This window comes from Flavobacterium sinopsychrotolerans (assembly GCF_900110375.1).
GTDB lineage: Bacteria > Bacteroidota > Bacteroidia > Flavobacteriales > Flavobacteriaceae > Flavobacterium > Flavobacterium sinopsychrotolerans.
The window spans coordinates 34026-56616 of sequence record NZ_FODN01000007.1 but is presented as its reverse complement, the minus strand read 5'-3'; the positions used below and the strand labels follow the sequence as shown (position 1 = coordinate 56616).

Annotated in this window: 22 protein-coding genes; 18 read left to right on the top strand and 4 right to left on the bottom strand. The window is 36.4% G+C overall.

What is annotated here, in order from left to right:
• Positions 1–57: 57 nt before the first annotated feature.
• From BMX64_RS12355 to BMX64_RS12335, 5 genes are all read left to right on the top strand, one after another.
• Positions 58–2376, top strand: coding sequence for a M28 family peptidase (locus tag BMX64_RS12355; protein WP_091172830.1), 2319 nt, complete (start codon positions 58–60; stop codon positions 2374–2376).
• Positions 2377–2400: 24 nt separating this feature from the next.
• Positions 2401–2910 carry an ORF6N domain-containing protein gene (locus BMX64_RS12350; protein ID WP_091172314.1) on the top strand — a complete coding sequence of 170 codons (510 nt, stop codon included), beginning with the start codon at positions 2401–2403 and terminating at the stop codon, positions 2908–2910.
• 2 nt (positions 2911–2912) lie between these two features.
• Positions 2913–3716 carry an SDR family oxidoreductase gene (locus tag BMX64_RS12345; RefSeq protein WP_091172312.1) on the top strand — a complete coding sequence of 268 codons (804 nt, stop codon included), beginning with the start codon at positions 2913–2915 and terminating at the stop codon, positions 3714–3716.
• Between the two features lies 1 nt (position 3717).
• Positions 3718–4641, top strand: coding sequence for a DMT family transporter (locus tag BMX64_RS12340; protein ID WP_244273294.1), 924 nt, complete (start codon positions 3718–3720; stop codon positions 4639–4641).
• A gap of 95 nt (positions 4642–4736) precedes the next feature.
• Positions 4737–5393 (top strand): response regulator, encoded by a 657-nt coding sequence (locus tag BMX64_RS12335; protein WP_091172309.1) that lies wholly within the window; start codon positions 4737–4739, stop codon positions 5391–5393.
• Positions 5394–5488: 95 nt separating this feature from the next.
• Here the strand turns inward: BMX64_RS12335 and BMX64_RS12330 are convergent, their stop codons facing one another.
• On the bottom strand, positions 5489–7552 hold the full coding sequence (locus BMX64_RS12330; protein WP_091172307.1) for a M13 family metallopeptidase: 2064 nt from the start codon (positions 7550–7552) through the stop codon (positions 5489–5491).
• A gap of 233 nt (positions 7553–7785) precedes the next feature.
• On the opposite strand from BMX64_RS12330, the gene BMX64_RS12325 reads away from it, so the two are divergent.
• The 4 genes from BMX64_RS12325 (at position 7786) to BMX64_RS12310 (ending at position 11075) form a co-directional block, all read left to right on the top strand.
• Entirely contained in the window at positions 7786–8451 is a 666-nt protein-coding gene (locus tag BMX64_RS12325) for an SCO family protein (protein WP_091172305.1), read from the top strand.
• Between the two features lie 153 nt (positions 8452–8604).
• Positions 8605–8847 carry a FeoA family protein gene (locus BMX64_RS12320; RefSeq protein ID WP_091172304.1) on the top strand — a complete coding sequence of 81 codons (243 nt, stop codon included), beginning with the start codon at positions 8605–8607 and terminating at the stop codon, positions 8845–8847.
• Entirely contained in the window at positions 8841–10943 is a 2103-nt protein-coding gene (gene feoB / locus BMX64_RS12315; RefSeq protein ID WP_091172301.1) for a ferrous iron transport protein B, read from the top strand. Before BMX64_RS12320 ends, feoB begins: the two co-directional genes overlap by 7 nt.
• A 6-nt stretch (positions 10944–10949) precedes the next feature.
• The gene (locus tag BMX64_RS12310; protein WP_091172300.1) at positions 10950–11075 is read left to right on the top strand and encodes a FeoB-associated Cys-rich membrane protein; all 126 of its coding nucleotides are present in this window, start codon (positions 10950–10952) and stop codon (positions 11073–11075) included.
• Between the two features lie 2 nt (positions 11076–11077).
• On the opposite strand, the gene BMX64_RS12305 is transcribed toward BMX64_RS12310, so the two are convergent.
• Genes BMX64_RS12305 through BMX64_RS12295 form a run of 3 tightly spaced genes read right to left on the bottom strand, consistent with a single transcriptional unit; the run spans position 11078 to position 13010 of the window.
• The gene (locus tag BMX64_RS12305; RefSeq protein WP_143056080.1) at positions 11078–11494 is read right to left on the bottom strand and encodes a hypothetical protein; all 417 of its coding nucleotides are present in this window, start codon (positions 11492–11494) and stop codon (positions 11078–11080) included.
• Positions 11495–11541: 47 nt separating this feature from the next.
• A complete protein-coding gene (locus BMX64_RS12300; RefSeq protein ID WP_091172296.1) occupies positions 11542–12360 on the bottom strand; it encodes a ZIP family metal transporter in 819 nt (272 codons plus the stop codon).
• A gap of 2 nt (positions 12361–12362) precedes the next feature.
• Positions 12363–13010 carry a metal-dependent transcriptional regulator gene (locus tag BMX64_RS12295; RefSeq protein WP_091172294.1) on the bottom strand — a complete coding sequence of 216 codons (648 nt, stop codon included), beginning with the start codon at positions 13008–13010 and terminating at the stop codon, positions 12363–12365.
• A 178-nt stretch (positions 13011–13188) separates the two neighbouring features.
• On the opposite strand from BMX64_RS12295, the gene BMX64_RS12290 reads away from it, so the two are divergent.
• The 9 genes from BMX64_RS12290 to BMX64_RS12250 all read left to right on the top strand — a co-directional run bounded on the left by BMX64_RS12290 (position 13189) and on the right by BMX64_RS12250 (position 22590).
• Positions 13189–15432, top strand: a complete 2244-nt coding sequence (locus BMX64_RS12290) for a TonB-dependent receptor (protein ID WP_091172825.1) — start codon at positions 13189–13191, stop codon at positions 15430–15432.
• Entirely contained in the window at positions 15432–15899 is a 468-nt protein-coding gene (locus BMX64_RS12285; RefSeq protein WP_091172292.1) for a thioredoxin family protein, read from the top strand. Before BMX64_RS12290 ends, BMX64_RS12285 begins: the two co-directional genes overlap by 1 nt.
• Positions 15900–15936: 37 nt before the next feature.
• A complete protein-coding gene (locus BMX64_RS12280) occupies positions 15937–17088 on the top strand; it encodes a lycopene cyclase family protein (protein WP_091172290.1) in 1152 nt (383 codons plus the stop codon).
• A gap of 101 nt (positions 17089–17189) precedes the next feature.
• Positions 17190–17600, top strand: coding sequence for a BrxA/BrxB family bacilliredoxin (locus tag BMX64_RS12275; protein WP_091172289.1), 411 nt, complete (start codon positions 17190–17192; stop codon positions 17598–17600).
• 201 nt (positions 17601–17801) lie between these two features.
• Entirely contained in the window at positions 17802–19169 is a 1368-nt protein-coding gene (gene trhO / locus BMX64_RS12270) for an oxygen-dependent tRNA uridine(34) hydroxylase TrhO (protein WP_091172287.1), read from the top strand.
• A 6-nt stretch (positions 19170–19175) separates the two neighbouring features.
• Positions 19176–20417: a peptidase U32 family protein gene (locus BMX64_RS12265; protein ID WP_091172286.1), complete on the top strand. Its 1242-nt coding sequence runs from the start codon at positions 19176–19178 to the stop codon at positions 20415–20417.
• Positions 20417–20647 carry a ferredoxin gene (locus tag BMX64_RS12260; protein WP_091172284.1) on the top strand — a complete coding sequence of 77 codons (231 nt, stop codon included), beginning with the start codon at positions 20417–20419 and terminating at the stop codon, positions 20645–20647. Before BMX64_RS12265 ends, BMX64_RS12260 begins: the two co-directional genes overlap by 1 nt.
• 187 nt (positions 20648–20834) lie before the next feature.
• A complete protein-coding gene (locus tag BMX64_RS12255) occupies positions 20835–22127 on the top strand; it encodes a PSP1 domain-containing protein (protein ID WP_091172282.1) in 1293 nt (430 codons plus the stop codon).
• The gene (locus BMX64_RS12250) at positions 22111–22590 is read left to right on the top strand and encodes a gliding motility lipoprotein GldH (protein WP_091172281.1); all 480 of its coding nucleotides are present in this window, start codon (positions 22111–22113) and stop codon (positions 22588–22590) included. Before BMX64_RS12255 ends, BMX64_RS12250 begins: the two co-directional genes overlap by 17 nt.
• Position 22591 lies beyond the last annotated feature (1 nt).

Below are 22591 nucleotides of genomic sequence, written 5' to 3'. Positions count from 1 at the left end.
TACTCAATTTTTGCCGGTTTATTTATCTCAGTAATTCTGGGGTTAATTTACTTTACGATGATGCCGCAATGGACTTCGTATGACGAAGGTCTACTTACTGAATTTTCGGCCAAAAGAGCTTTGACCCAAGTGGAAAACATTTCAAAAAACCCCCATTATGTAGGCTCTGAAAATCATGAAGTGGTTGCTAATTATCTCGTAAAAGAGCTAAACAAGTTAGGATTACAAACTTCTATTCAGGAAGGTTATACGCTCAGCGACTGGGGAAATCTGGTACAATCAAAAAATATCTTGGCCCGAATAAAAGGTTCCAATAGCTCCAAAGCCTTGTTGTTACTTTCGCACTATGACAGCGCACCCCATTCCTACTCTCTTGGCGCAAGTGATGCGGGTTCCGGTGTAGCAACAATCTTAGAAAGTGTTCGTGCTTTTTTGCACAATAAAACTCCGCATAAAAATGACATTATTATTCTGTTTTCGGATGCAGAAGAGTTAGGATTAAATGGCGCTGCGCTTTTTGTAACCCAACACCAATGGGCAAAGGAAGTGGGCTTGGTTCTTAATTTCGAAGCACGAGGTTCTTCCGGACCCAGCTACATGCTGATGGAAACCAGCAAAGGAAATGCAGGATTAGTAAAAGAGTTTGCTGCCGCAAAAGCGACTTTTCCAGTATCCAATTCTTTGATGTACAGCATTTATAAAATGTTACCCAACGATACCGATTTGACCGTTTTCAGGGAACAAGGCAATATTCAAGGGTATAATTTTGCGTTTATTGACGATCATTTTAACTATCATACCGCCCAAGATGACATCAATCATTTGAATGAGAATACACTGGCGCATCAAGGTTCCTATTTGATGCCGTTATTAAATTATTTTTCAAATACCAATTTAAATGCGACACAAGCCAGCGAAGATTATGTGTATTTTACCCTTCCGTACACCTTTATAAGCTATCCTTTCAGTTGGGTTTTACCCATGGTAGTACTTGCAATAGCATTGCTTATTTTCCTGTTATTTTTAGGAAAAGCGAAACGCCTTTTGTCATTTCGGGAAATTGGAAAGGGATTTATTCCGTTATTGAGTTCCCTAATTGCATCCGGATTACTTACTTTTTTTGGATGGAAAGCATTACTGGTTACCTATCCACAATACAACGATTTACTCAACGGGTTTACGTATAACGGGCATGCCTACATTGCCGCTTTTGTGTTATTGACTTTAGCGATAAGCATGGCATTTTATCATTTATTTTCAGACAGCAAAGTCACCATCAATCATTATGTAGCACCATTATTTATTTGGATTGTGGTTAATGGAGCTCTTGCTTTTCTTTTACCGGGAGCAGGATTTTTGATTATTCCGGTGTACTTTGGTCTGTTGATTTTTGGTGTTTTTATTGTGACTCAACAATCGAACAGAACATTAAATCTTTTTTTAAGTATTCCTGCTTTACTAATCATAGCGCCTTTTATCCAAATGTTCCCTATTGGTTTGGGACTAAAAGTGCTTTTTGGAAGTGCTATTCTTACTGTTTTAACCTTTGGATTATTGTTGCCAATTTTCGGGGCTTTCGCCAAAAAGGGAATGTGGTCCATAATCCTTCTTTTGCTTTCCATTGGCTTTTTTGCGAAAGCACATTCTGAATCCGGTTATGAATTTGGCAGAGCTAAATCAAACAGCTTGTTATACATTTATAATGCGGATACAGACCAAGCCGATTGGACAACGTATGACACCAATCTCGATTCCTGGACCAAAAGCTATTTGGGTGAAAACCCGAAAATCGCAACGAATTTGAACGAAATTCCTTTGTTCAGCAAATACAATTCTGGTTTTACATACGCTGCGAATGCGCCTAAAAAAGACCTTCAGAAACCAAGTATTGAATTTCTGGAAGACCGAATCGTAGGCAATCAAAGGCATTTGAAAATAAAAATTTCCCCAAATCGAAACGTTAACCGCTATGATATTTTTGCCAATGAAAAAATGGAAATTCACAATTTCAAAGCTAACGGTGTGACTACATTAGGTCAGAAAAATTCACTTTACCAGCGAAAAGGAAAAAAGATATTGAGCTATTATGTGGTAGGAAATGCACCATTAGAAATGCAATTTAGTTTTAATGTTTCAACTGCATTTGACATGGAACTGTTAGAAAGCTCTTTTGATTTGCTTTCCAATCCGCTATTTGAAATTACGAAAAGGGACAACTGGATGATGCCAACACCTTTTGTTTTGAATGATGCTGTGGTCATTCGACAAAAAATAAAGCCAACTCCGGTAATGGTTGTAAATGCTTTGGATAGTCTTACTAATCCTGTAATAAATGATAGTTTGACTGTTGTGAAAGACAGTTTGAAAAAGCCATAAAAAAACTAACTCACTACAAATTATATGCAGATACATACATTGCAATCTAAAATACATGATGTTCAAGGACAAAAAGTGATACTTGATTTTGACCTTGCTGTACTTTATGAAGTAGAAACCAAAGTCCTAAATCAAGCCGTAAAAAGAAATATAAAAAGATTTCCCGTCGACTTTATGTTTCGACTAAATATTGAAGAATGGGAAAGTATGCGGTCACAAATTGTGACCGCATACCAAAATAAAAGAAACGTAACTGTAACCCCTTTTGCTTTCACGGAACAAGGAATAGCAATGCTTAGTGGCATTTTAAATTCGGATGTAGCGATACATGTAAATATTGCTATCATGCGTACTTTCGTCATTATTCGTAAATATGCTTTGGAACACAAAGAATTCAACGAAAAATTGCTTGAAATAGAGACCAAATACGACAAGAAATTCAATGATATATATGAAGCTTTGAATTACCTCATCAAAAAAGACGAGAAAGACAACACACAAAAAGATCGTAAACAAATTGGCTACAAAAAATAAAAATGACAAAAATTAGTATTCTAGGTTGTGGTTGGTTGGGTTTGCCTTTGGCGAAAGCATTATTGAAAAACGATTATTTAGTAAATGGCTCGACGACATCTGCAGAAAAATTAAATGTATTGAAAAATGCAGGAATCGCACCTTTCTTAATTGCGCTTTCAGAAAATAAAACCACTGGAAACCTAACTGAATTTCTAGAAAATTGTGAAATTCTGATTATCGATGTTCCGCCGAAACTTCGCGGTTCAGGCACAGAAAATTTTGTATCCAAAATTAGAAATATAATTCCTTTTATAGAACAATCTTCTGTTGAAAATGTGCTTTTCATCAGTTCGACATCAGTTTATAATGATGATGAGATTTTTGTTACTGAAGAAACTATTGCAAAACCGGATACGGAAAGCGGGAAACAATTACTGGAAACAGAACAGCTTTTGCAAAATAACAGCCATTTCAAAACAACGATTTTACGTTTTGGTGGTTTAATTGGCGAAGACCGTCATCCTGTAAAATTTCTGGCTGGTCGTGAGAATTTAGATAATCCTAATGCACCAATTAATTTAATTCATCAGGAAGATTGTATGGGTATAATTCTAAAAATTATAGCAAATGATGCTTGGAATGAAACCTTCAATGCGGTGGCTCCGTCTCATCCTTCCCGAGAAATATATTATACGCAAAAAGCTCTGGAATTGAATTTGGCTTTGCCAAGATTTAATCCTAAAAATAATGCTGGCGGAAAAATAATTTTGAGCACTCGCTTAGAAAAGGTTTTAAATTATACTTTTACGAAACCAAATTTGTAACGTGAGAACTAAAATTAAGAATGCTGTTTCATCTAAAGTGAATACTATTGGGCTGCCTATTTTGGCTTTGTGCTGGGTCAGTTTTTTCTGGGGAACAACCTGGATTGCTTCCAAAGAAGGTGTAAAACACATGCCCGCCTTACAGCTTGTCGCCATCAGACAATTCTTAGGGGGTTTCCTTTATATTTCCTTTTTTTTGTTTAAAAAAGCACCTTGGCCAAAGGGAAAACAATGGAAAACGATTATCATTTTAAGTATCCTTAATTTTGTGTTAAGCAACGGATTAAGCACTTGGGGCGTAAAATACATCAGTAGCGGACTTGGCGCGATCATTGGCGCAATTGTACCTTTATGGATCGTTATTATTACTTTTTTTAGAGGAGAACGTTTGTCCAGATTATCAGTTATTGGTTTGATTATCAGTTTTAGTGGCGTTTGTGTTATTTTTTACGACCACCTGAGTGATTTCTTAATTCCAAATTTCAGATTCGGGATAATAATTTCCATAATTTCTACTTTAACCTGGGCTTTTGGGACTTTGTACACCAAGAAAAAAGCAGCTACTTTTAATCCATATTTTAGTTTGGGACTGCAAATGTTTATCTCCAGTATTTTAATTTTTGCATACAATGGAGCAACAGGAACTTCCGTTAGTTTGAGTGCTATCCCGGCGATTTCGTGGTGGTCGATTGCCTATTTAGTTATAGTGGGTTCTATTCTTACCTTCATTGCCTTTATTTATGCGCTTCAAAATCTTCCTGCGGAGATTAGTACTGTCTATTCATACATTAACCCCATCGTTGCTGTGATTTTAGGAGCGCTGATTTTTAGTGAAACTTTTAACGCTGCCATTGCAATAGGTGGAGGAGTTACATTAAGCGGATTGTATCTGGTCAATTATTCATTGAGAAAAACACGAAAATGAGACGATTCTCTCAGAACTGATAGCAACAAATAAAAAACTAAAATTCATTTTTATAAATAGATAGCACCTAATTTTAGCCCCCTAAATCAAATTATATGTCTCTAGAAATTTTATTGGTAGATGACCACATTATGATTACTGACTGTTACAAAATGGCTTTAACAGATTTAGAAATAAGCACACGAATTACATCTACTAATTCGTTAGAAAACGCTTATAAATTCATTTTTGATAAAGCCCCAGATGTACGCATCGATTTAGTAATACTAGATTTAAGCATGCCTGAATACCCAGAAAAAAACATAAAAAATGGAGAAGATTTAGCAAAATTAATTCGAGTAAAATATCCTAAAACTAAAATTATTTTTATCACAGGTTATTGCAACATTATAAGATTAAACAGCATCATACATGATATAAATCCAGAAGGTTTGATTGAAAAATCAGATCTTGATTTTAGTTCAATCAGTATTATTTGCAATAAAATTATAGCTGGAGAAATCTATAAGAGTGAAAGAGTAAAAAAAACAATTGAAGATTTTTCAACCAAAGAAATGTTTTTAGATACTATTGACAGACAGATTATAATTCTTATCAGTCAAAACACCAAAACCGTAAATATGCCAGAGCTATTGAACTTGAGCTTGAGTGCTATTGAAAAAAGAAAAGCAAAAATAAAAATATATTTTGGTGTAGAAAAAGGAAGCGACGACGCTATTATTAAGAAAGCCAAAGAAATAGGATTTGTTTAAGGGATCTTTTTCCAAAACAATTTAGTCTTTAGATTGTAAAAAAAATATCCCATTCGACTGAACGAATGGGATATTTTTAGTTTTTTTTAAACTGATTACCAGATTCTCACACGCTTTTCAGGTGCAATGTACATTCCGTCAGTTGCTTTAATATCGAACGCTTTATAGAACGTATCTATATTTTGCAAAGGAACATAAGCACGGTACATTCCTGGCGAATGCGGGTCTGTTTTCACTTGATTTTTCAAGGCTTCATCACGCATTTTTGAACGCCAGATAGTTGACCAAGAAATAAAGAAACGTTGTTCCGGAGTATATCCGTCAATTAATCCCGGATTTCCGTTTTCTTTCAAATACAATTGTAAACCATCATAAGCGGCATTTACTCCACCTAAATCTCCAATGTTCTCTCCCAATGTAAATTTACCATCTACGAAAGTTCCTGGAATTGGTTCCAAAGCGCTGTATTGAGCAGCAAGTGCTCCAGTTAAAGCAGAGAATTGTTTCAAATCTTCAGCCGTCCACCAGTCTACTAAGTTTCCATCAGCGTTGTAACGGGAACCTGAATCATCAAAACCATGTGAAATTTCATGTCCAATAACCCCTCCTATTCCACCATAATTTACCGCTTCATCCGCTTGGTAATTGTAAAAAGGCGGTTGCAAAATAGCTGCCGGAAATACAATTTCATTGTTTGATGGATTGTAATACGCATTTACCGTTTGCGGAGACATTCCCCATCTTTCTTTATCAACAGGCTTGTTCAGCTCGGCTAAGTTTTCTTCAAAACGCCATTTCGCCATGTTTTTTGAGTTTTCAAAATAAGTCCCACCTTCTTCTGGACTTTTAATCGTCAAGGCTGAATAATCTTTCCATTTGTCAGGGTATCCAATTTTAATTCTTGATTTATGCAGTTTAGCAAGCGCGCTTACTTTTGTTTCTGCAGACATCCAAGACAAATTATTGATTCTGTTTTCGAAAGCCAAGAAGATATTTTTAATCATTTTCTCCGCTTTTACTTTGGCTTCAGCCGGAAATTTTTTCTCAACATATAATTTCCCTAATGCTTCACCAACCGCGCCGTTAATTGTTTGAAGTGCTCTTTCGTCACGTGGTCTTTGACTTACTGCACCAGTCAAAGTTTTTCCGTAAAACTCCCAGTTTGCATTTTCAATTTCAGTAGACAATTGACTTGAAGCTCTGTTCAACAAACTCCAACGCATGTATGCTTTCCAATCTTCTACTTTATTTTCTTTGAAAATAGTTTCTAGCGCCGTCATGTATTTAGGTTGTGATACAATTACGGTATCCACTTTTGCCAATCCAATTTTTGTGAAATAATTATTCCAATTGATTGACGGAGTTAGTTTAGTCAATTCACTCAATGTCATTGGATTGTATGACTTACGACGGTCTCTGCGTTCTACTCTGTCTAATCTTGGTTTTGACATCGCAGTTTCAAGCGCCAGAATTTTTTCGGCATTCATTTTAGCTACGGCAGGTTTATCACCTAGATATTGTAACATTTTAGTAACGTGTAAAACATATTTCGCACGTTTCTCTTTGGAATCTGCATCGTCAGAAACATAATAATCTCTGTCTGGCAAACCTACGCCGCCCGGGCCTAAATTAATCACGTTTCTACTGCTGTTTTTCGCATCAGTTCCTACGCCAGCACCCATAAATCCGATGCCTCCGATAGGTTCCATTTCAATCAATAAAGCCTCTAAATCTTTGGCATTTTTAACAGCATCGATTTTCTTTAAGTACGGTTTCAAAGGTGCTATTCCTAATTTATTTCTTCCTACAGTATCTAAAATAGATTTGTATAAATTAATGGCTTTACCTTGATCTGTATTTGATTTATAGATCGGATTTGTCGTGGCTTCTTTTAAAATTGCCAAAGCATCCGCGTCAGTTCGTTGACGCAATTCGTCAAAACTACCCCAACGGGTTCTGTCACCTGGAATCTCCGTATTATCCAACCAAGTTCCATTCACATAACGAAAGAAATCGTTACTTGGTTTCACTTTTTTATCCATGTAATTCACATTAATTCCCGGTTCTTTAGCTGCCGGAATATTCTGTGCTTGACCCACCGCAAAACCCATGATTGCGGGAATCACAAAAAGCAATTGCTTATTGCTGGTTTTTTTCATTTTTTTTAGTTTTTTTAGTTATATTAACAAAGCTATTAATAAATAATGTGATTTTTAGTTAAAATCAATTATTTACGAAAACATCTTTATTTGACTTCAAAATTTTCAAAAGGTTTAATCAAAAAACACATTAATTTTAAATCCTTTATTTCCAAAGAGTCTATCCAAAATAAGATTTGTTAATTTGAATCAAAACAATTTCTCTTTTCGTATTTTTGCATCAAAATAGCACTATGTCAGAATTTTTAAAAAAATACCGACTCTTTTTTGGGGTTTTCATTGTTCTTTCGGCAATCATTTTATCCTTATTTTATTCGGCTTTAAAGCCCAAAAAAACACTTCCGATTTTTAATCCCGCAGATGTAAATCCGGAATTAGTAGACAGCACCGTTCAATACAAAAGCAAGTACCACACGATTGCTGATTTTTCATTCATCAACCAAAACGGAAAAACCATCACCCAAAAAGATTATGAGGGCAAAATATATGTTGCTGATTTCTTCTTTACCACTTGCGGCTCTATTTGCCCAAAAATGACCACCAATTTATCCGATATCCAAAAAGCTTTTGCCAATAATCCAAAAGTGAAATTGCTGTCCCACACCGTTTTTCCGGAAACTGACAGCGTTCCTGTTTTGAAGGCTTACGCCAAAAAACACCATGTTGATGACAACAAATGGAACTTAGTCACCGGAGATAAAAAAGAAATTTATACGATGGCCAGAAAATCCTATTTAGCCGTAAAACTGGGAAAACCAAGTGAATTATACGATATGGTTCACACCGAAAATTTTGTTCTGGTGGATACCAAAAAAAGAGTTCGTGGGTTCTATGACGGAACCAATAAAGAAGACATGAAACGATTAATCGAAGACATTACTTTTTTGAGTAACGAATAAGAAACATTCAAACGAATTCCTGTTTTTACCAAGACAACCGTTGCATTATCTGCTGGATTGATTTGTTTTAATTACCGTATAAATGTGATATTTATCATTTGTGTTTGTATTAAAATGTGTATTTTTGCAATCTTAATTCAATCTAAATAAGTTTTGCAAACAACGATACATTCTCTCAAAAAAGGCGAAAAAGCCATTATAAAAGACTTTGACATCGATACCGTTCCATTAAAATTATTGGAAATGGGTTGCTTGCCCGGCAATATGGTTGAATTGCTTCAAATTGCTCCTTTTGGAGATCCTTTGTACCTGAATATTAATGGTTCGCATGTAGCAATTCGGGTGGAAACTGCAAAAGAAATTGAGGTTGATATTATAAAAACCAACTTATGGTAAGCAAACAAAACATCAATGTCGCTTTGATCGGGAATCCGAATGTGGGCAAAACTTCCGTTTTCAATCAGCTGACCGGCTTGAATCAACAAGTAGGGAATTATCCCGGAATTACCGTTGAAAAAAAAATAGGATTTTGCAAATTACCCAATAATATCAAGGCAAATATTCTGGATTTACCCGGAACGTACAGCCTGAATGCGAGTTCTATTGATGAAAATGTGGTCATTGAATTATTACTCAACAAAAATGACAAATTATATCCTGATGTAGCGCTTGTCGTTACCGATGTGGAAAATTTAAAACGAAACTTACTTCTTTTTACCCAAATAAAAGATTTAGAAATTCCTACTATTTTAGTCATCAATATGGCTGACAGAATGAAATTCAAAGGGATTACGCTGGATATTCCGTATCTTGAAGAGCACTTAAAAACTAAAATTGCATTAATCAGTTCCAGAAAAGGGTATGGAATTGATGAGTTGAAAAATTTGATTGTCAGCTACCGAACCATTTCAAGCGAACCTTGCCTAAATGCCTCCGTAATTGATCCAGACTATTTCAACAGTTTGCGCAAAGCATTCCCCAATCAATTGCTCTATAAATTGTGGTTGGTAATCACGCAAGACGTAAATTTCCTTAATTTAGAACGAAATGAAATCCGAAGCTCATTTACAAAATCGCACTCTGATTTAAAACGCCTTCAGCAAAAAGAAACTATAAAACGCTACCAATTCATCAATGATGTTTTGAAAGTGGGACTACAAATTGATTCCTCAGTTGCAAGAGATTACCGTAGTAAACTCGACCGCGTGCTAACACATAAAGTTTGGGGATATGTGATCTTCTTTTTGATTTTGTTTGTTATTTTCCAATCTATTTTCGAATGGTCTAAAATTCCAATGGATTTCATCGATGCTTCTTTTGCCTCGTTGAGCACGCTTGCTGCCGAAGAATTGCCAGCCGGAGTTTTAACCAACTTAATTTCGCAGGGAATCATCCCAGGAATTGGAGGAATTTTGATATTCATTCCGCAAATCGCCTTCTTGTTTATGTTTATTTCAATACTGGAAGAAAGCGGTTACATGAGCCGAGTAGTTTTCCTGATGGATAAAATCATGCGTAAATTTGGTTTATCGGGCAAAAGTGTGGTACCCCTTATTTCTGGGACAGCCTGTGCTATTCCAGCAATTATGGCTACCCGAAATATCGAAAACTGGAAAGAAAGATTGATTACCATCCTGGTAACTCCCTTTACAACCTGTTCCGCAAGATTACCGGTCTACGCCATCATTATCGCTTTAGTAATTCCGGATAATCGTGTTTTTGGTTTTATGAACATGCAAGGAATGACCTTGATGTTATTATACCTTCTAGGTTTTGGAATGGCTATTTTCTCCGCTTACATTTTAAATAAAATTCTGAAAATCAAAGGAAAAACATATTTCGTAGTAGAAATGCCGAATTATAAATTACCTCTTTTCAAGAATGTGGGAATCAATGTGATCGAAAAAACAAAGGCTTTTATTTTTGGAGCCGGTAAAATAATTCTGGCTATTTCCATCGTTTTATGGTTTTTAGCTTCTTACGGACCCGGAGAAAAATTCAATAATGCTGAAAAAATTGTAGCTGAGAATACAATAAATAACCCGTTGCCGGAAGCCGAATTTGAAAATGCTGTGGCTTCGCAAAAACTGGAAAATTCCTATATTGGAATCATGGGAAAAGCAATTGAACCTGCCATATCACCTTTGGGTTACGACTGGAAAATAGGAATTGCCATCATCAGTTCGTTTGCTGCCAGAGAAGTTTTTGTGGGAACATTAGCCACAATTTACAGCGTTGGCGGAAGCGACAATGAGGTTACTATCAAAAATAAAATGGCCGCCGAAATCAATCCGGTAACCGGAGAAAAGATTTTCAACTTTGCCTCTGGAATATCATTGCTGTTATTTTATGCTTTTGCTATGCAATGTGCGAGTACGCTTGCAGTTACAAAAAAAGAAACCAATTCCTGGAAATGGCCTGCCGGACAATTAATCTTTATGTCTGGGTTTGCTTATGTAGTAGCACTTATTGCTTACCAAATTCTAAAATAAAACACTATGCTTCAAGAAATAATTGCTTTCGTTGCCTTGGCAATTGCCGTTGCTTTCTTAATTAAAAAATTCTTTTTCAAAAAGAAAAAATCCGACAAAGATTGCGGTAGCGGCGACTGTGGCTGTAGCTAACCCTATTTCAAATAACCAATTTTCAGATAGTATTCTTCTGGATTAATCTTGCTTCCTTCTTTTGGATACGGCAACACGCGAATGCTTTTTATCTTCTTTTGTTTTTCTGATAAATAGGTTGCAAACCATTTTTTATTGTCTTCTTCATTTTTCATCGAAAACACCAAAGTCGTATCTTCAATTAATTTTGAATCTTTGTGCACCGAAACAACAGCACTAACTTCTCCCGCCCAAATACAAGTCACACCTTCAGGGCAACGAGAATCAGAAACAATTGCTTTCAAAACCAACTGAAATCCTTTTTGATTGGGACATACTTTTTGCTTTATAGTTGTGTATTTAACTTTTTGTGATTTTGGGTTTTGCGCCAAAGCTACACTGCTGATCATCATAAAAAGGAATAGAAGTGACTTTTTCATACGCTATGTTTAAGGATTACTATATTGTTTTTAAAACTACTAAATTCCTAACTTAAAGCAACATCTAAAACCATCATCACAATAAATCCTCCAACGAATCCAAGCGTTGCTATATCGGTATTTTTATCCTGTTGTGTTTCCGGAATCACTTCCTCGACCACTACAAAGATCATCGCTCCTGCGGCAAAAGCCAAAGCGTACGGTAAAATTGGAGTAAAAAATGTCACTGCAAAAGCGCCTAAAACTGCAGCAACCGGCTCTACTAATGCTGAAGATTGTCCGTACATAAAACTTTTCCATCTGCTCATTCCCATTCTGCGTAACGGCATAGCAACAGCAATTCCTTCCGGAAAATTCTGAATTCCAATACCAATTGCTAACGTAACAGCACCCGCGATGGAAGCTTCTGGAATCCCGGCAGCAACACCACCAAACAGAACTCCAACCGCCAATCCTTCCGGAATATTATGCAGTGTAATTGCCGAAACTAATAATGTAGTACGTTGCCAAGGCGATTTGATTCCTTCGGTAACTTTAAAATTGATATGCAAATGCGGCAACACTTTATCGATTCCGAAAATGAAGAGCGCACCAAGGAAAAAACCAAAAGCTGCAGGAATCACTTTTGCAAATCCTTCACCACCCGTCATTTCAATGGCAGGAGCCAATAAACTCCAAAAACTGGCCGCAACCATAACACCTCCCGTAAACCCGAGCATTCCGTCAAGAACCGTACGATTCATGGTTTTAAACATAAAAACAAACGAAGCTCCTAACGCGGTCAGAAACCAAGTGAACAAACTCGCATATAAAGCGGCTAATATTGGGTCGATACTCGTGAAATAATCTACTATAGATTGAAACATAATTATTTGATATATATATTACTGGCTATTTTATTTGAAATGGTTATTTCTTTGGTTCCAACCCGAATTCTGAAAGAGGAATCAAAACTTTCCTTTTCGATAATTTCAATTTGGGAACCCAAGGCAATTTCCTGTTTGTCTAAATATTTTAAAAAATCAGAAGAAGTATCTTTGACACCCACACAAATCCCGATTTGGTTTTTTTCGAATTCAGAAAGCAGTTCCTTTTCAACTTTTATAATTCGTCCATTAGCATCCGGAATAGGATCTCCGTGCGGATCTTCGGTAGGATTTCCCAAAAAATCATCGAGTTTATTGATCAGTTTTTCGGATTTGATATGTTCCAATTGCTCGGCGATATCGTGTACCTCATCCCAAGAAAAATCTAGTTTCTCCACTAGAAAACATTCCCAAAGTCGGTGTTTTCTAACAATCATTTTCGCCGCTAATTTCCCTTTATCCGTAAGGGAAACACCTTGGTACTTTACGTAGTTCACCAAGTCTTTTTCGGAGAGTTTCTTAAGCATATCGGTAACGGATGATGCTTTGGTTTCCATTTTTTCAGCAATAGCATTGGTACTGATATCAGCATCCGAAACGGAAGTAAGGTGGTAAATGGTCTTGAGATAATTTTCTTCTGAAAAGGTCATTTAATTTAAGATTGAAGATTAACGTTTTTTGATTTCATATTTCAGACTTCTCGCTAAATCAATTAAGTTATTGATACAAATGTAATTAAAAAATTTGTTTTGCAAAATATAATTTTTAGCTTTGTCTAAATTTAATTTAAGTATAGTGAAAAAATTATATGTGTTATTTATTTTTCTGATGTTTCACTTTGGCTACAGCCAAGAAAAAACGAATCTTTCGGGATTTGTTTCATCAGAAAAAAAAGGAGTTTCGGAGGCTCTTGTATCTTTGATTGGAACAAAATACACCGCCCAAACGGATAGTTTAGGAAAGTACAACATCGAAAATATTGCTGAGGGAAATTATAAAGTACAAATTGTTGCAGATGGTTTTCAAACTTTAAAAAAGAACATAACGGTCAAAAGTAATGAAAACAACATTCTGGATTTTGAACTTTCAAATACTGAAAACCAACTTAACGAAGTCGTAGTTTCGGGAACATTAAAAGCGGTAAAAAGATTAGAAAGTGCCGTTCCAGTAGAAGTTTATTCTCCAATATTTTTCAAGAAAAACCCAACAGCCAGTATTTATGAAGCATTACAGAATGTAAATGGCGTAAGGCCGCAACTCAATTGTGGAGTTTGCAATACGGGAGACATCCATATTAACGGGCTCGAAGGTCCGTATACTTTAGTTCTAATTGACGGAATGCCTATCGTGAGTAGTTTATCAACGGTGTATGGATTATCAGGAATTCCAAATTCACTGGTGGAACGCATTGAAATTGTAAAAGGTCCCGCTTCCTCATTATACGGCAGCGAAGCCGTGGGCGGTTTGATCAATATCATTACTAAAAATCCAACAAACGCTCCCCTTTTCTCCGCTGATGTTTTTTCTACTTCTTGGTTGGAAACCAATGTTGATTTAGGAGTGAAACTCAATGTTGGCAAGAAAGCAACTGCGCTTTTAGGTATAAATTATTTCAGATACAATCAAAAAATAGATAACGATAACGACAATTTTACAGATGTTACCCTTTCGGATCGAATTTCCCTATTTCAAAAATGGACTTTCGACAGAAAAGAAAATCGATTGTTTACCATTGCCGCGCGGGGAGTTTATGAAGACCGTTTTGGTGGCGATGTGCGTTGGGAGAAAAAACACCGAGGCGGTGACGAAATTTACGGCGAAAGCATTTACACCAAACGAGCAGAATTGATTGGAAGTTACCAACTGCCTTTTCAGGAAAAACTAATGCTATCCTTTTCAGGAAACGTACATTTTCAGGACAGCCGATATGGCACAACGAGTTATATTGCGAATCAAAAAATTGGTTTTCTACAATTGACTTGGGATAAAAAAATAGGAAAAAATGATTTGCTTACCGGAATTGCCACCCGATACAATTATTACGATGACAATACACCTGCAACTTCAAAACTGGGAAATAACAACCCCGAGAAAACCTGGTTACCAGGGATTTTTGTTCAAAACGAAATCACGTTCACTAAAAAACACAAGCTGTTACTGGGAATGCGTTACGATTACAACTCGTTTCACGGAAGCATCTTGACTCCAAGAATCGCCTACAAATGGAAATTGAATGACAATAATATCATACGTTTGAATGCCGGAACAGGTTTTAGAGTAGTCAATCTATTTACCGAAGATCATGCTGCTTTGACTGGCGCTCGCGAAATTGTCATCGCAAATAACCTGAAACCGGAACAATCCATAAATGCCAATTTGAATTATATCAAGAAAATAAATTTCGCTAACGGAACCTTTATCGGCATCGAAACTTCCTTTTTCCATACGCGATTCAGTAATAAAATTGTGTCGGATTATGACACTGATGCAAATCAAATTATCTATGACAACATCAACGGTTATGCTATAAGCCAAGGAATTAGTACGAACATCGATTTCAATTTTCCGAATGGACTAAAAATTATCACTGGCGCCTCTTTGCTTGACAATAAAAACGTTGAAAATGGCCGAAAAGAAACACCTTTTCTAACCGAAAAATTTACGGCAACTTGGAGTGTTTCGTATAAAATTCAAGCTATCGATTTAAATGTAGATTATACCGGAAATGTGTACAGCCCGATGCATTTACCTCTTTTAAGCGCTTTAGATCCTCGTGCTCCGGAATCGCCTTGGTACAGTTTGCAAAACATTCAATTTACGTATTCTGGCTTGAAAAACTTTGAATTCTATGCCGGAATTAAAAACCTTTTGAACTTTTTGCCTAAACAAAACAATCCATTTTTGATTGCAAGAACCAATGATCCTTTTGATAAAAATGTAACCTACGATGCGAACGGTCAAGTGCTAGCAACACCTGAAAATCCTTATGGATTAACATTTGACACGACTTATGTCTATGGACCGAACCAAGGAATCAGAAGCTTTTTTGGACTTCGCTATATCTTAAAATAATGAAAAAGAATCTTTATGTACTATTGCTTTTATGTTGTGCGATCCCGGCTGGATTTGCGCAGTTGCATTCGGTTTCATTCGAACAAGTTGACAGTTTACAACGTATCGAAAAGAGAAAAACGATTGTTTTCATTCAAACCGATTGGTGCCAATTTTGTCACGCGATGAAAAAAACCACTTTCAAAAACGAGGAAATCATCAAGGAGCTTAACACTGCTTTCTATTTTGTTAATTTCAATGCCGAAGAAAAACGAACGGTAATTTTCAATAAAACCACTTTTCAATTCAAACCCACAGGAAACAACTTCGGAACACATGAATTAGCCATTGCATTAGGAACAATAAATAAGCAACTGAACTTTCCTGTTTTGTGTGTTTTGAACAGTGAAAATGAGATTATTTTTCAGCACAGCGGCTACTTAAAACCAAAAGAATTAAAGCTGATTTTAGCCAAACTAAAAGAATAAAATTGACTATTTTTGGGGGGAAATGTTAAATTCCCAAATGAAACACTACGATTATATTTTTACCGGCGCAGGATTATCGGCTTTGATGACCGTTTATAAAATGGTACAATCCGGTAAATTTAAGGATAAAAGTATTTTATTATTGGATGAAAAGACCAAAAAAACCAACGATAGAACGTGGTGTTTTTGGAAAACAAACGATTCACTTTGGGAACAATCCATTTCTAAGAAATGGGATTCGGCTTTGTTTGCCAATGAAAACTTTCGCAGGGATTTAGACTTGCAACCGTACGACTACAATATGGTGAAAGGGCTGGATTTTTACACGCAGGTATTTGATTTGCTTTCGAAACAAGAAAACATCACATTCGTGAACCAGAAAGTTTTGGAAATCGAAGAATCCGAAACTATAATTCTGGTACAAACCGAAAGTGAATCCTTTTCTTGCTCCAAATTATTCAACAGTATTTACAACAAACATAAAGCAGAAAGTCAGGCGAAATATCCTGTTTTACAACAGCATTTTATTGGTTGGTTTATCAAAAGCGAGCAGCCTGTTTTCAATTCGGAACAAGCTACTTTCATGGATTTTTCGGTGGAACAAAGAGGAAATACCCGTTTTATGTACGTGTTACCCACATCAAAAACCGAGGCTTTACTGGAATACACCTTGTTTTCGCACCAGCATTTAAAGACGGAGGAATACGAAAACGAAATCAAAAAGTATCTCAAAAACCTTGGGATTACGAACTATGAAATCGTCGAAAAAGAGCAAGGCAGTATTCCTATGACGTGTTATCCTTTTTGGAAAGCAAATACTAAAAACGTACTCAATATAGGAACTTCCGGCGGTTGGACAAAAGCCAGTACGGGTTATACTTTCAAAAATTCCGATAAAAAATCAAGTGAATTGGTTGCCTTTCTGCAAAGGAAAACTGACTTCACAAAATTTCATAGAAAGACAAAATTCTGGTTTTACGATTTACTTTTGTTAGACATTTTGGACCGAAAAAACGAATTGGGTTCCCACATTTTTTCTTCGATGTTCAAAAAAGGAAATCCAACCTTGATTTTTAAATTTCTAGACGAGGAAACTACTTTATACGAAGATATTCAAGTGATTTTAAAATGTCCAAAAATGCTATTTATAAAAGCTATTTTCCATGTGGCTTCCAAAGCAATAAAATAACAATCAAACTATAACAAAACTTTATAATTGAACTTCAATTCTTGATTGTAAACTTTGTAACTTTGCAACTCAAAATTAATATTGATTTAAAATAAAAAGATATGTATCCAGAAGAAATGGTAAAACCAATGCAAGCGGAATTAACAGCTGCAGGTTTTCAAGATTTACATAGTGCTGAAGCAGTAGAAAACGCAATGAAATTAGAAGGAACAACACTTGTCGTTGTAAATTCGGTTTGTGGTTGTGCTGCAAGAAACGCGCGTCCGGGAGCAAAAATGAGTTTAGATGGCGCTAAAAAACCAGACCATTTAATCACCGTTTTTGCAGGAGTTGACAAAGATGCGGTTGATGCTGCAAGACAACACATGTTCCCTTTTCCTCCATCATCGCCAAGTATGGCTTTGTTCAAAAACGGAGAATTAGTGCACATGCTAGAGCGTCACCACATTGAAGGTCGCCCAGCGGAACTAATTGCTGAAAACTTGAAAGACGCTTTCAACGAGTATTGCTAGTTTTTAAAAAAGGCACAAAGAAACAAAGGTGTTTAGGCACAAAGTTTACAAAAGCACTATTAATTTAGTGCTTTTTTATTTTTACCTCTAGCCTTTGCCTCCTCCTACTTTGCACCTTTGTCCCTAAAGATTTTTGCTCCTCTGAACCTTTTTACCTACTTTTGCAAAAAATATATTTCTCAACTTAAAACTGTTTATAGCATGCAACTGTATAACACATTAAGCGCAGAGGAAAGAGCCATCATGATTGATGATGCCGGAAAACAACGTCTTACGCTGTCTTTCTATGCTTATGCGCAAATCTCAAATCCAACACAATTTCGTAACGAATTATTTCTGGCGTGGAACTCACTTGAAGTTCTGGGCAGAATTTATGTAGCCAGTGAGGGAATCAACGCCCAATTATCACTTCCTGCCGATAATTTCTACGCATTCAAAGATTCTATTGAAGTCTATGATTTCATGAAAGGAATCCGATTGAATATAGCCGTAGAGCAAGACGATCATTCGTTTTTGAAACTGACTGTAAAAGTCCGTGATAAGATTGTGGCAGATGGTTTGGTTGATGAAACTTTTGATGTAACTAATATAGGAATCCATTTAAAAGCCAAGGAATTCAACGATTTACTTGAAGATCCAAACACGATTGTGGTCGATATGAGAAATCATTACGAAAGTGAAATTGGACATTTTACCAAAGCTATAAAACCAGATGTTGATACTTTTCGTGAAAGTTTACCAATCATAGAAGAACAACTTGCTGAACACAAACAAGACAAAAAACTATTGATGTATTGCACCGGAGGAATCCGCTGCGAGAAAGCCAGCGCTTATTTCAAACACAAAGGTTTTGAAAACGTGTACCAACTTGAAGGCGGAATTATAGAATACACCCGTCAAGTAAAAGCCGAAGGTTTAGAAAGTAAATTCATTGGAAAAAACTTCGTATTTGATCACCGCTTGGGCGAAAGAATCACAGACGATATTGTTTCCCAATGCCATCAATGTGGCGAACCTTGTGATGTGCATACGAATTGCGTGAACGAAGGCTGTCATTTACTTTTCATCCAATGTGACTCCTGCAAGGAAAAAATGGAAGGTTGCTGTTCTGCTGAATGTGTGAGTGTAATTCACATGCCGGAAGAAGAACAAAAAGCCATTCGCAGAGGAATAAAAAACGGAAATAAGATTTTCAAAAAAGGAAAATCAGATGTTTTGACTTTCAAAAACAACGAAGAAACGCATGGTGTTTTTGTTGCCGAAAAACCATCCCGAAGCGTCGGGACTGCCATCAAAAAAGAGCCAAAAATTAAGAAAGTTTATATTGGAAAAGGAACTCATTTCTTCCCAAAACCAAGTATTGGTCAGTTTTTAATTGAAGAAAACGAAATCAAAATTGGCGATACTATTTTAATCAAAGGTTCCACAACCGGCGAACAAAAAGTAGTAATCGAAGAAATGCTGGTGAACGATTTAGCACAAGAAAAAGCAGTTTCGGGAGATACTTGTACCTTCAAATTGCCATTCCGAATTCGATTATCTGATAAATTATATAAAGTTTTAGACTAATTTATCATGACATCGAATAACAAAATAGAACTTATGGCTCCCGCCGGGAACTTTGAGTCTCTTCAAGCCGGATTAGATAATGGTGCGGATTCTATTTACTTTGGCGTAGAGCAATTGAACATGCGCGCCAGAGCCACCGTGAATTTCACCATGGACGATTTACCGGAAATTGCCAAACGTTGCGAAACTAAAAATGTTCGAAGTTATTTGACCTTGAACACTATAATTTACGACCACGATTTATCCGTCGTAAAAACACTATTAAACAAAGCCAAAGAAGCGAATATCACTGCAGTTATCGCTTCTGATCAAGCGGTTATCGCTATGGCGAGAGGCATTGGGATGGAAATTCATATTTCGACTCAACTGAATGTGACCAACATTGAAACCATAAAATTCTACAGTTTATTTGCAGACACGATGGTTTTAAGTCGGGAATTGAGTTTACGCCAAGTAAAAAGCATCACCGCTCAAATCGAAAAAGAACAAATTAAAGGTCCAAACGGAAACTTAGTGGAAATCGAAATTTTTGGTCATGGTGCTTTGTGTATGGCAGTTTCAGGAAAATGTTATTTGAGTTTACACTCCAATAATTCCTCGGCAAATCGTGGTGCATGTAAACAAAATTGCCGCAAGAAATACACTGTTATAGATCAGGAAACCGGTTTTGAAATCGAAGTCGACAACGAATATTTAATGTCTCCAAAAGATTTATGCACCTTAGATTTTCTGGACCAAGTCATTGATTCAGGCATTCAGGTGCTGAAAATTGAGGGTCGTGGCCGTGCTCCTGAATATGTCGCCACCGTTATCAAAACGTATCGGGAAGCGATTGACAGTTATTATGAAGGTTCCTTTTCCAAAGAAAAAGTAGCGGATTGGATGGAAGCGTTAAACACGGTTTATAATCGTGGTTTTTGGTCCGGTTATTATCTCGGACAAGAATTGGGAGAATGGAGTGATGTTTCTGGATCGATGGCTACACAGAAAAAAGTCTATGTGGGAAAAGGAACCCATTATTTCCCGAAAGCCAACATTGGTAAATTCAAAATTGAAGCTTACGACATCAAAATTGGAGATAAAATTCTGGTAACAGGACCAAGCACCGGAGCGCAGGAAATGATTATCAACGAAATGTTTGTCAATGATATTACGGCTGACAAAGCGACCAAAGGCGATGACTGTACTTTAAAATTACCTTTCAGAATCCGAATGTCCGACAAATTATATAAAATAGTGGAAGCCTAATGGTTATTGTTACTTTACAAAGAGACAAATGCATTGGCTGTAATTATTGCGTTGAAATGGCGCCGGTTCAATTTCAAATGTCCAAGAAAGACGGGAAATCAGTTTTGATTCATTCGCAAAATGCCAAAGGTTTTTTTACTTTAAAATCACACGACCACACGATTGTTGAAAGTTGTGAATTGGCGGCAAAAGCATGTCCGGTGAAAATAATTTCGGTGAAAGAAACCTAAGCTTTTTATTAAAGATAGATATATATTCAACCCATTACAGCTGCAATTGTAATGGGTTTTTTTATTAAAAATTTATGATTTATTGGCGCAAATAGGCGTTGTTCCATAAAATTAAAAAATACTATCTTTACACATTAAACGTTTTAAGAACTTAAGTTGTGCTCGTCGCAACACTACATATAAGATTATGGCATGTACAAGTTGTTCAACTTCTGATGGTGGCGCACCTAAGGGTTGTAAAAATAATGGGACTTGCGGCACCGATAGCTGCAATAAATTAACGGTTTTCGATTGGCTTTCTAATATGAGTTTGCCTAATGGCGACGCCCCTTTTGACTGTGTTGAAGTACGTTTCAAAAACGGAAGAAAAGAATTTTACCGCAATACCGAGAAATTAACGTTAAGCATGGGCGACATTGTTGCTACTGTTGCTTCTCCGGGTCACGATATAGGAATCGTAACTTTGACAGGAGAGTTAGTTAAAATTCAAATGAAGAAAAAAGGAGCCAATTACCTGGGTAATGAAATTCCAAAAATTTACAGAAAAGCATCTCAAAAAGATATTGACATTTGGTCAGCAGCAAGAGATCGTGAAGAGCCGATGAAGGTTCGCGCTCGTGAACTGGCGATTGCTCAAAAACTGGAAATGAAAATTTCGGATATTGAATTTCAAGGTGATGGATCAAAAGCTACGTTTTATTACACGGCAAATGACCGTATTGACTTTCGTGCTTTAATTAAGGATTTCGCTAAAGAATTCAGTACTCGAATTGAGATGAAACAAGTAGGTTTCCGTCAGGAAGCAGCTCGTTTAGGAGGAATTGGTTCTTGTGGAAGAGAATTGTGTTGTTCTACCTGGTTAACGGATTTTAGAAGTGTAAATACTTCTGCGGCTCGATACCAACAACTGTCTTTGAATCCACAAAAACTGGCTGGACAATGCGGAAAATTAAAATGCTGCTTGAACTATGAGCTGGATACGTACATGGATGCGTTGAAAGATTTTCCGGATTTCGAGACAAAATTGGTGACTGAAAAAGGAGATGCCATTTGCCAAAAACAAGATATTTTCAAAGGTCTGATGTGGTTTGCGTATACCAATAATTTTGCCAATTGGCATGTGTTGAAAATTGACCAAGTCAAAGAAATTGTTGCTGAAAACAAACTAAAAAACAAAGTTTCTTCACTCGAAGATTATGCTATCGAGCTAATTGTTGAGCCAGAAAAAAACTTCAATAATGCGATGGGGCAGGAAAGTCTGACTCGTTTTGATCAGCCAAAACCAAAGAAAAAACAGAATAAAAAACGCAAACCGGCTGGTGAAAATGCAATTGTAGCCAATAATAACAAGCCTGCAAGCAACAATAAAATTACAAACAATAACAAACCTGTAAACAATAACCGCCAAGCCCCTGCTGATAAAAAACCTGCAGAGCCGAGAAAACCAATAATTATTACTAAAAATGTGGATAAAAAATAGCGCTGTACTTCTTTTGATTGTAACCCTTTTTATTTCATGTGATGAAAAAAGGGTTTTTGATGAGTATAAATCTGTTGGAGACGCATGGCATAAAGACAGCATTGTAACGTTCAATTTACCGGAATTAGACTCTACAAAACGATATAATTTGTTTATCAATTTAAGAGACAACAATAAGTATCAATACAACAATCTCTTTCTAATCGTTGCAATGGAATTGCCGAATGGTTTTACAAAAGTAGACACTCTTGAATACCAAATGGCAAATCCCGATGGAACATTGCTTGGTGATGGATTCTCGGATATAAAAGAAAGTAAATTATATTTTAAAGAAAACGTAAAATTCAGAGGAAAATACAAAGTACACATCAAACAAGCGGTTAGGGAAACTGGAAAGATTCCTGGCGTAGTCCTTTTAGATGGAATTACAGAAGTGGGCTTCAGAATAGAAAAAAAAGATTAAG

Coding starts and splice junctions, on each gene's coding strand:
- BMX64_RS12355 (WP_091172830.1), top strand. CDS start 58: ATGATGCCGCAATGGACTTCGTATGACGAAGGTCTACTTACTGAATTT.
- BMX64_RS12350 (WP_091172314.1), top strand. CDS start 2,401: ATGCAGATACATACATTGCAATCTAAAATACATGATGTTCAAGGACAA.
- BMX64_RS12345 (WP_091172312.1), top strand. CDS start 2,913: ATGACAAAAATTAGTATTCTAGGTTGTGGTTGGTTGGGTTTGCCTTTG.
- BMX64_RS12335 (WP_091172309.1), top strand. CDS start 4,737: ATGTCTCTAGAAATTTTATTGGTAGATGACCACATTATGATTACTGAC.
- BMX64_RS12330 (WP_091172307.1), bottom strand. CDS start 7,552: ATGAAAAAAACCAGCAATAAGCAATTGCTTTTTGTGATTCCCGCAATC.
- BMX64_RS12325 (WP_091172305.1), top strand. CDS start 7,786: ATGTCAGAATTTTTAAAAAAATACCGACTCTTTTTTGGGGTTTTCATT.
- feoB (WP_091172301.1), top strand. CDS start 8,841: ATGGTAAGCAAACAAAACATCAATGTCGCTTTGATCGGGAATCCGAAT.
- BMX64_RS12310 (WP_091172300.1), top strand. CDS start 10,950: ATGCTTCAAGAAATAATTGCTTTCGTTGCCTTGGCAATTGCCGTTGCT.
- BMX64_RS12305 (WP_143056080.1), bottom strand. CDS start 11,494: ATGAAAAAGTCACTTCTATTCCTTTTTATGATGATCAGCAGTGTAGCT.
- BMX64_RS12300 (WP_091172296.1), bottom strand. CDS start 12,360: ATGTTTCAATCTATAGTAGATTATTTCACGAGTATCGACCCAATATTA.
- BMX64_RS12295 (WP_091172294.1), bottom strand. CDS start 13,010: ATGACCTTTTCAGAAGAAAATTATCTCAAGACCATTTACCACCTTACT.
- BMX64_RS12290 (WP_091172825.1), top strand. CDS start 13,189: ATGTTTCACTTTGGCTACAGCCAAGAAAAAACGAATCTTTCGGGATTT.
- BMX64_RS12285 (WP_091172292.1), top strand. CDS start 15,432: ATGAAAAAGAATCTTTATGTACTATTGCTTTTATGTTGTGCGATCCCG.
- BMX64_RS12280 (WP_091172290.1), top strand. CDS start 15,937: ATGAAACACTACGATTATATTTTTACCGGCGCAGGATTATCGGCTTTG.
- BMX64_RS12275 (WP_091172289.1), top strand. CDS start 17,190: ATGTATCCAGAAGAAATGGTAAAACCAATGCAAGCGGAATTAACAGCT.
- trhO (WP_091172287.1), top strand. CDS start 17,802: ATGCAACTGTATAACACATTAAGCGCAGAGGAAAGAGCCATCATGATT.
- BMX64_RS12265 (WP_091172286.1), top strand. CDS start 19,176: ATGACATCGAATAACAAAATAGAACTTATGGCTCCCGCCGGGAACTTT.
- BMX64_RS12260 (WP_091172284.1), top strand. CDS start 20,417: ATGGTTATTGTTACTTTACAAAGAGACAAATGCATTGGCTGTAATTAT.
- BMX64_RS12255 (WP_091172282.1), top strand. CDS start 20,835: ATGGCATGTACAAGTTGTTCAACTTCTGATGGTGGCGCACCTAAGGGT.
- BMX64_RS12250 (WP_091172281.1), top strand. CDS start 22,111: ATGTGGATAAAAAATAGCGCTGTACTTCTTTTGATTGTAACCCTTTTT.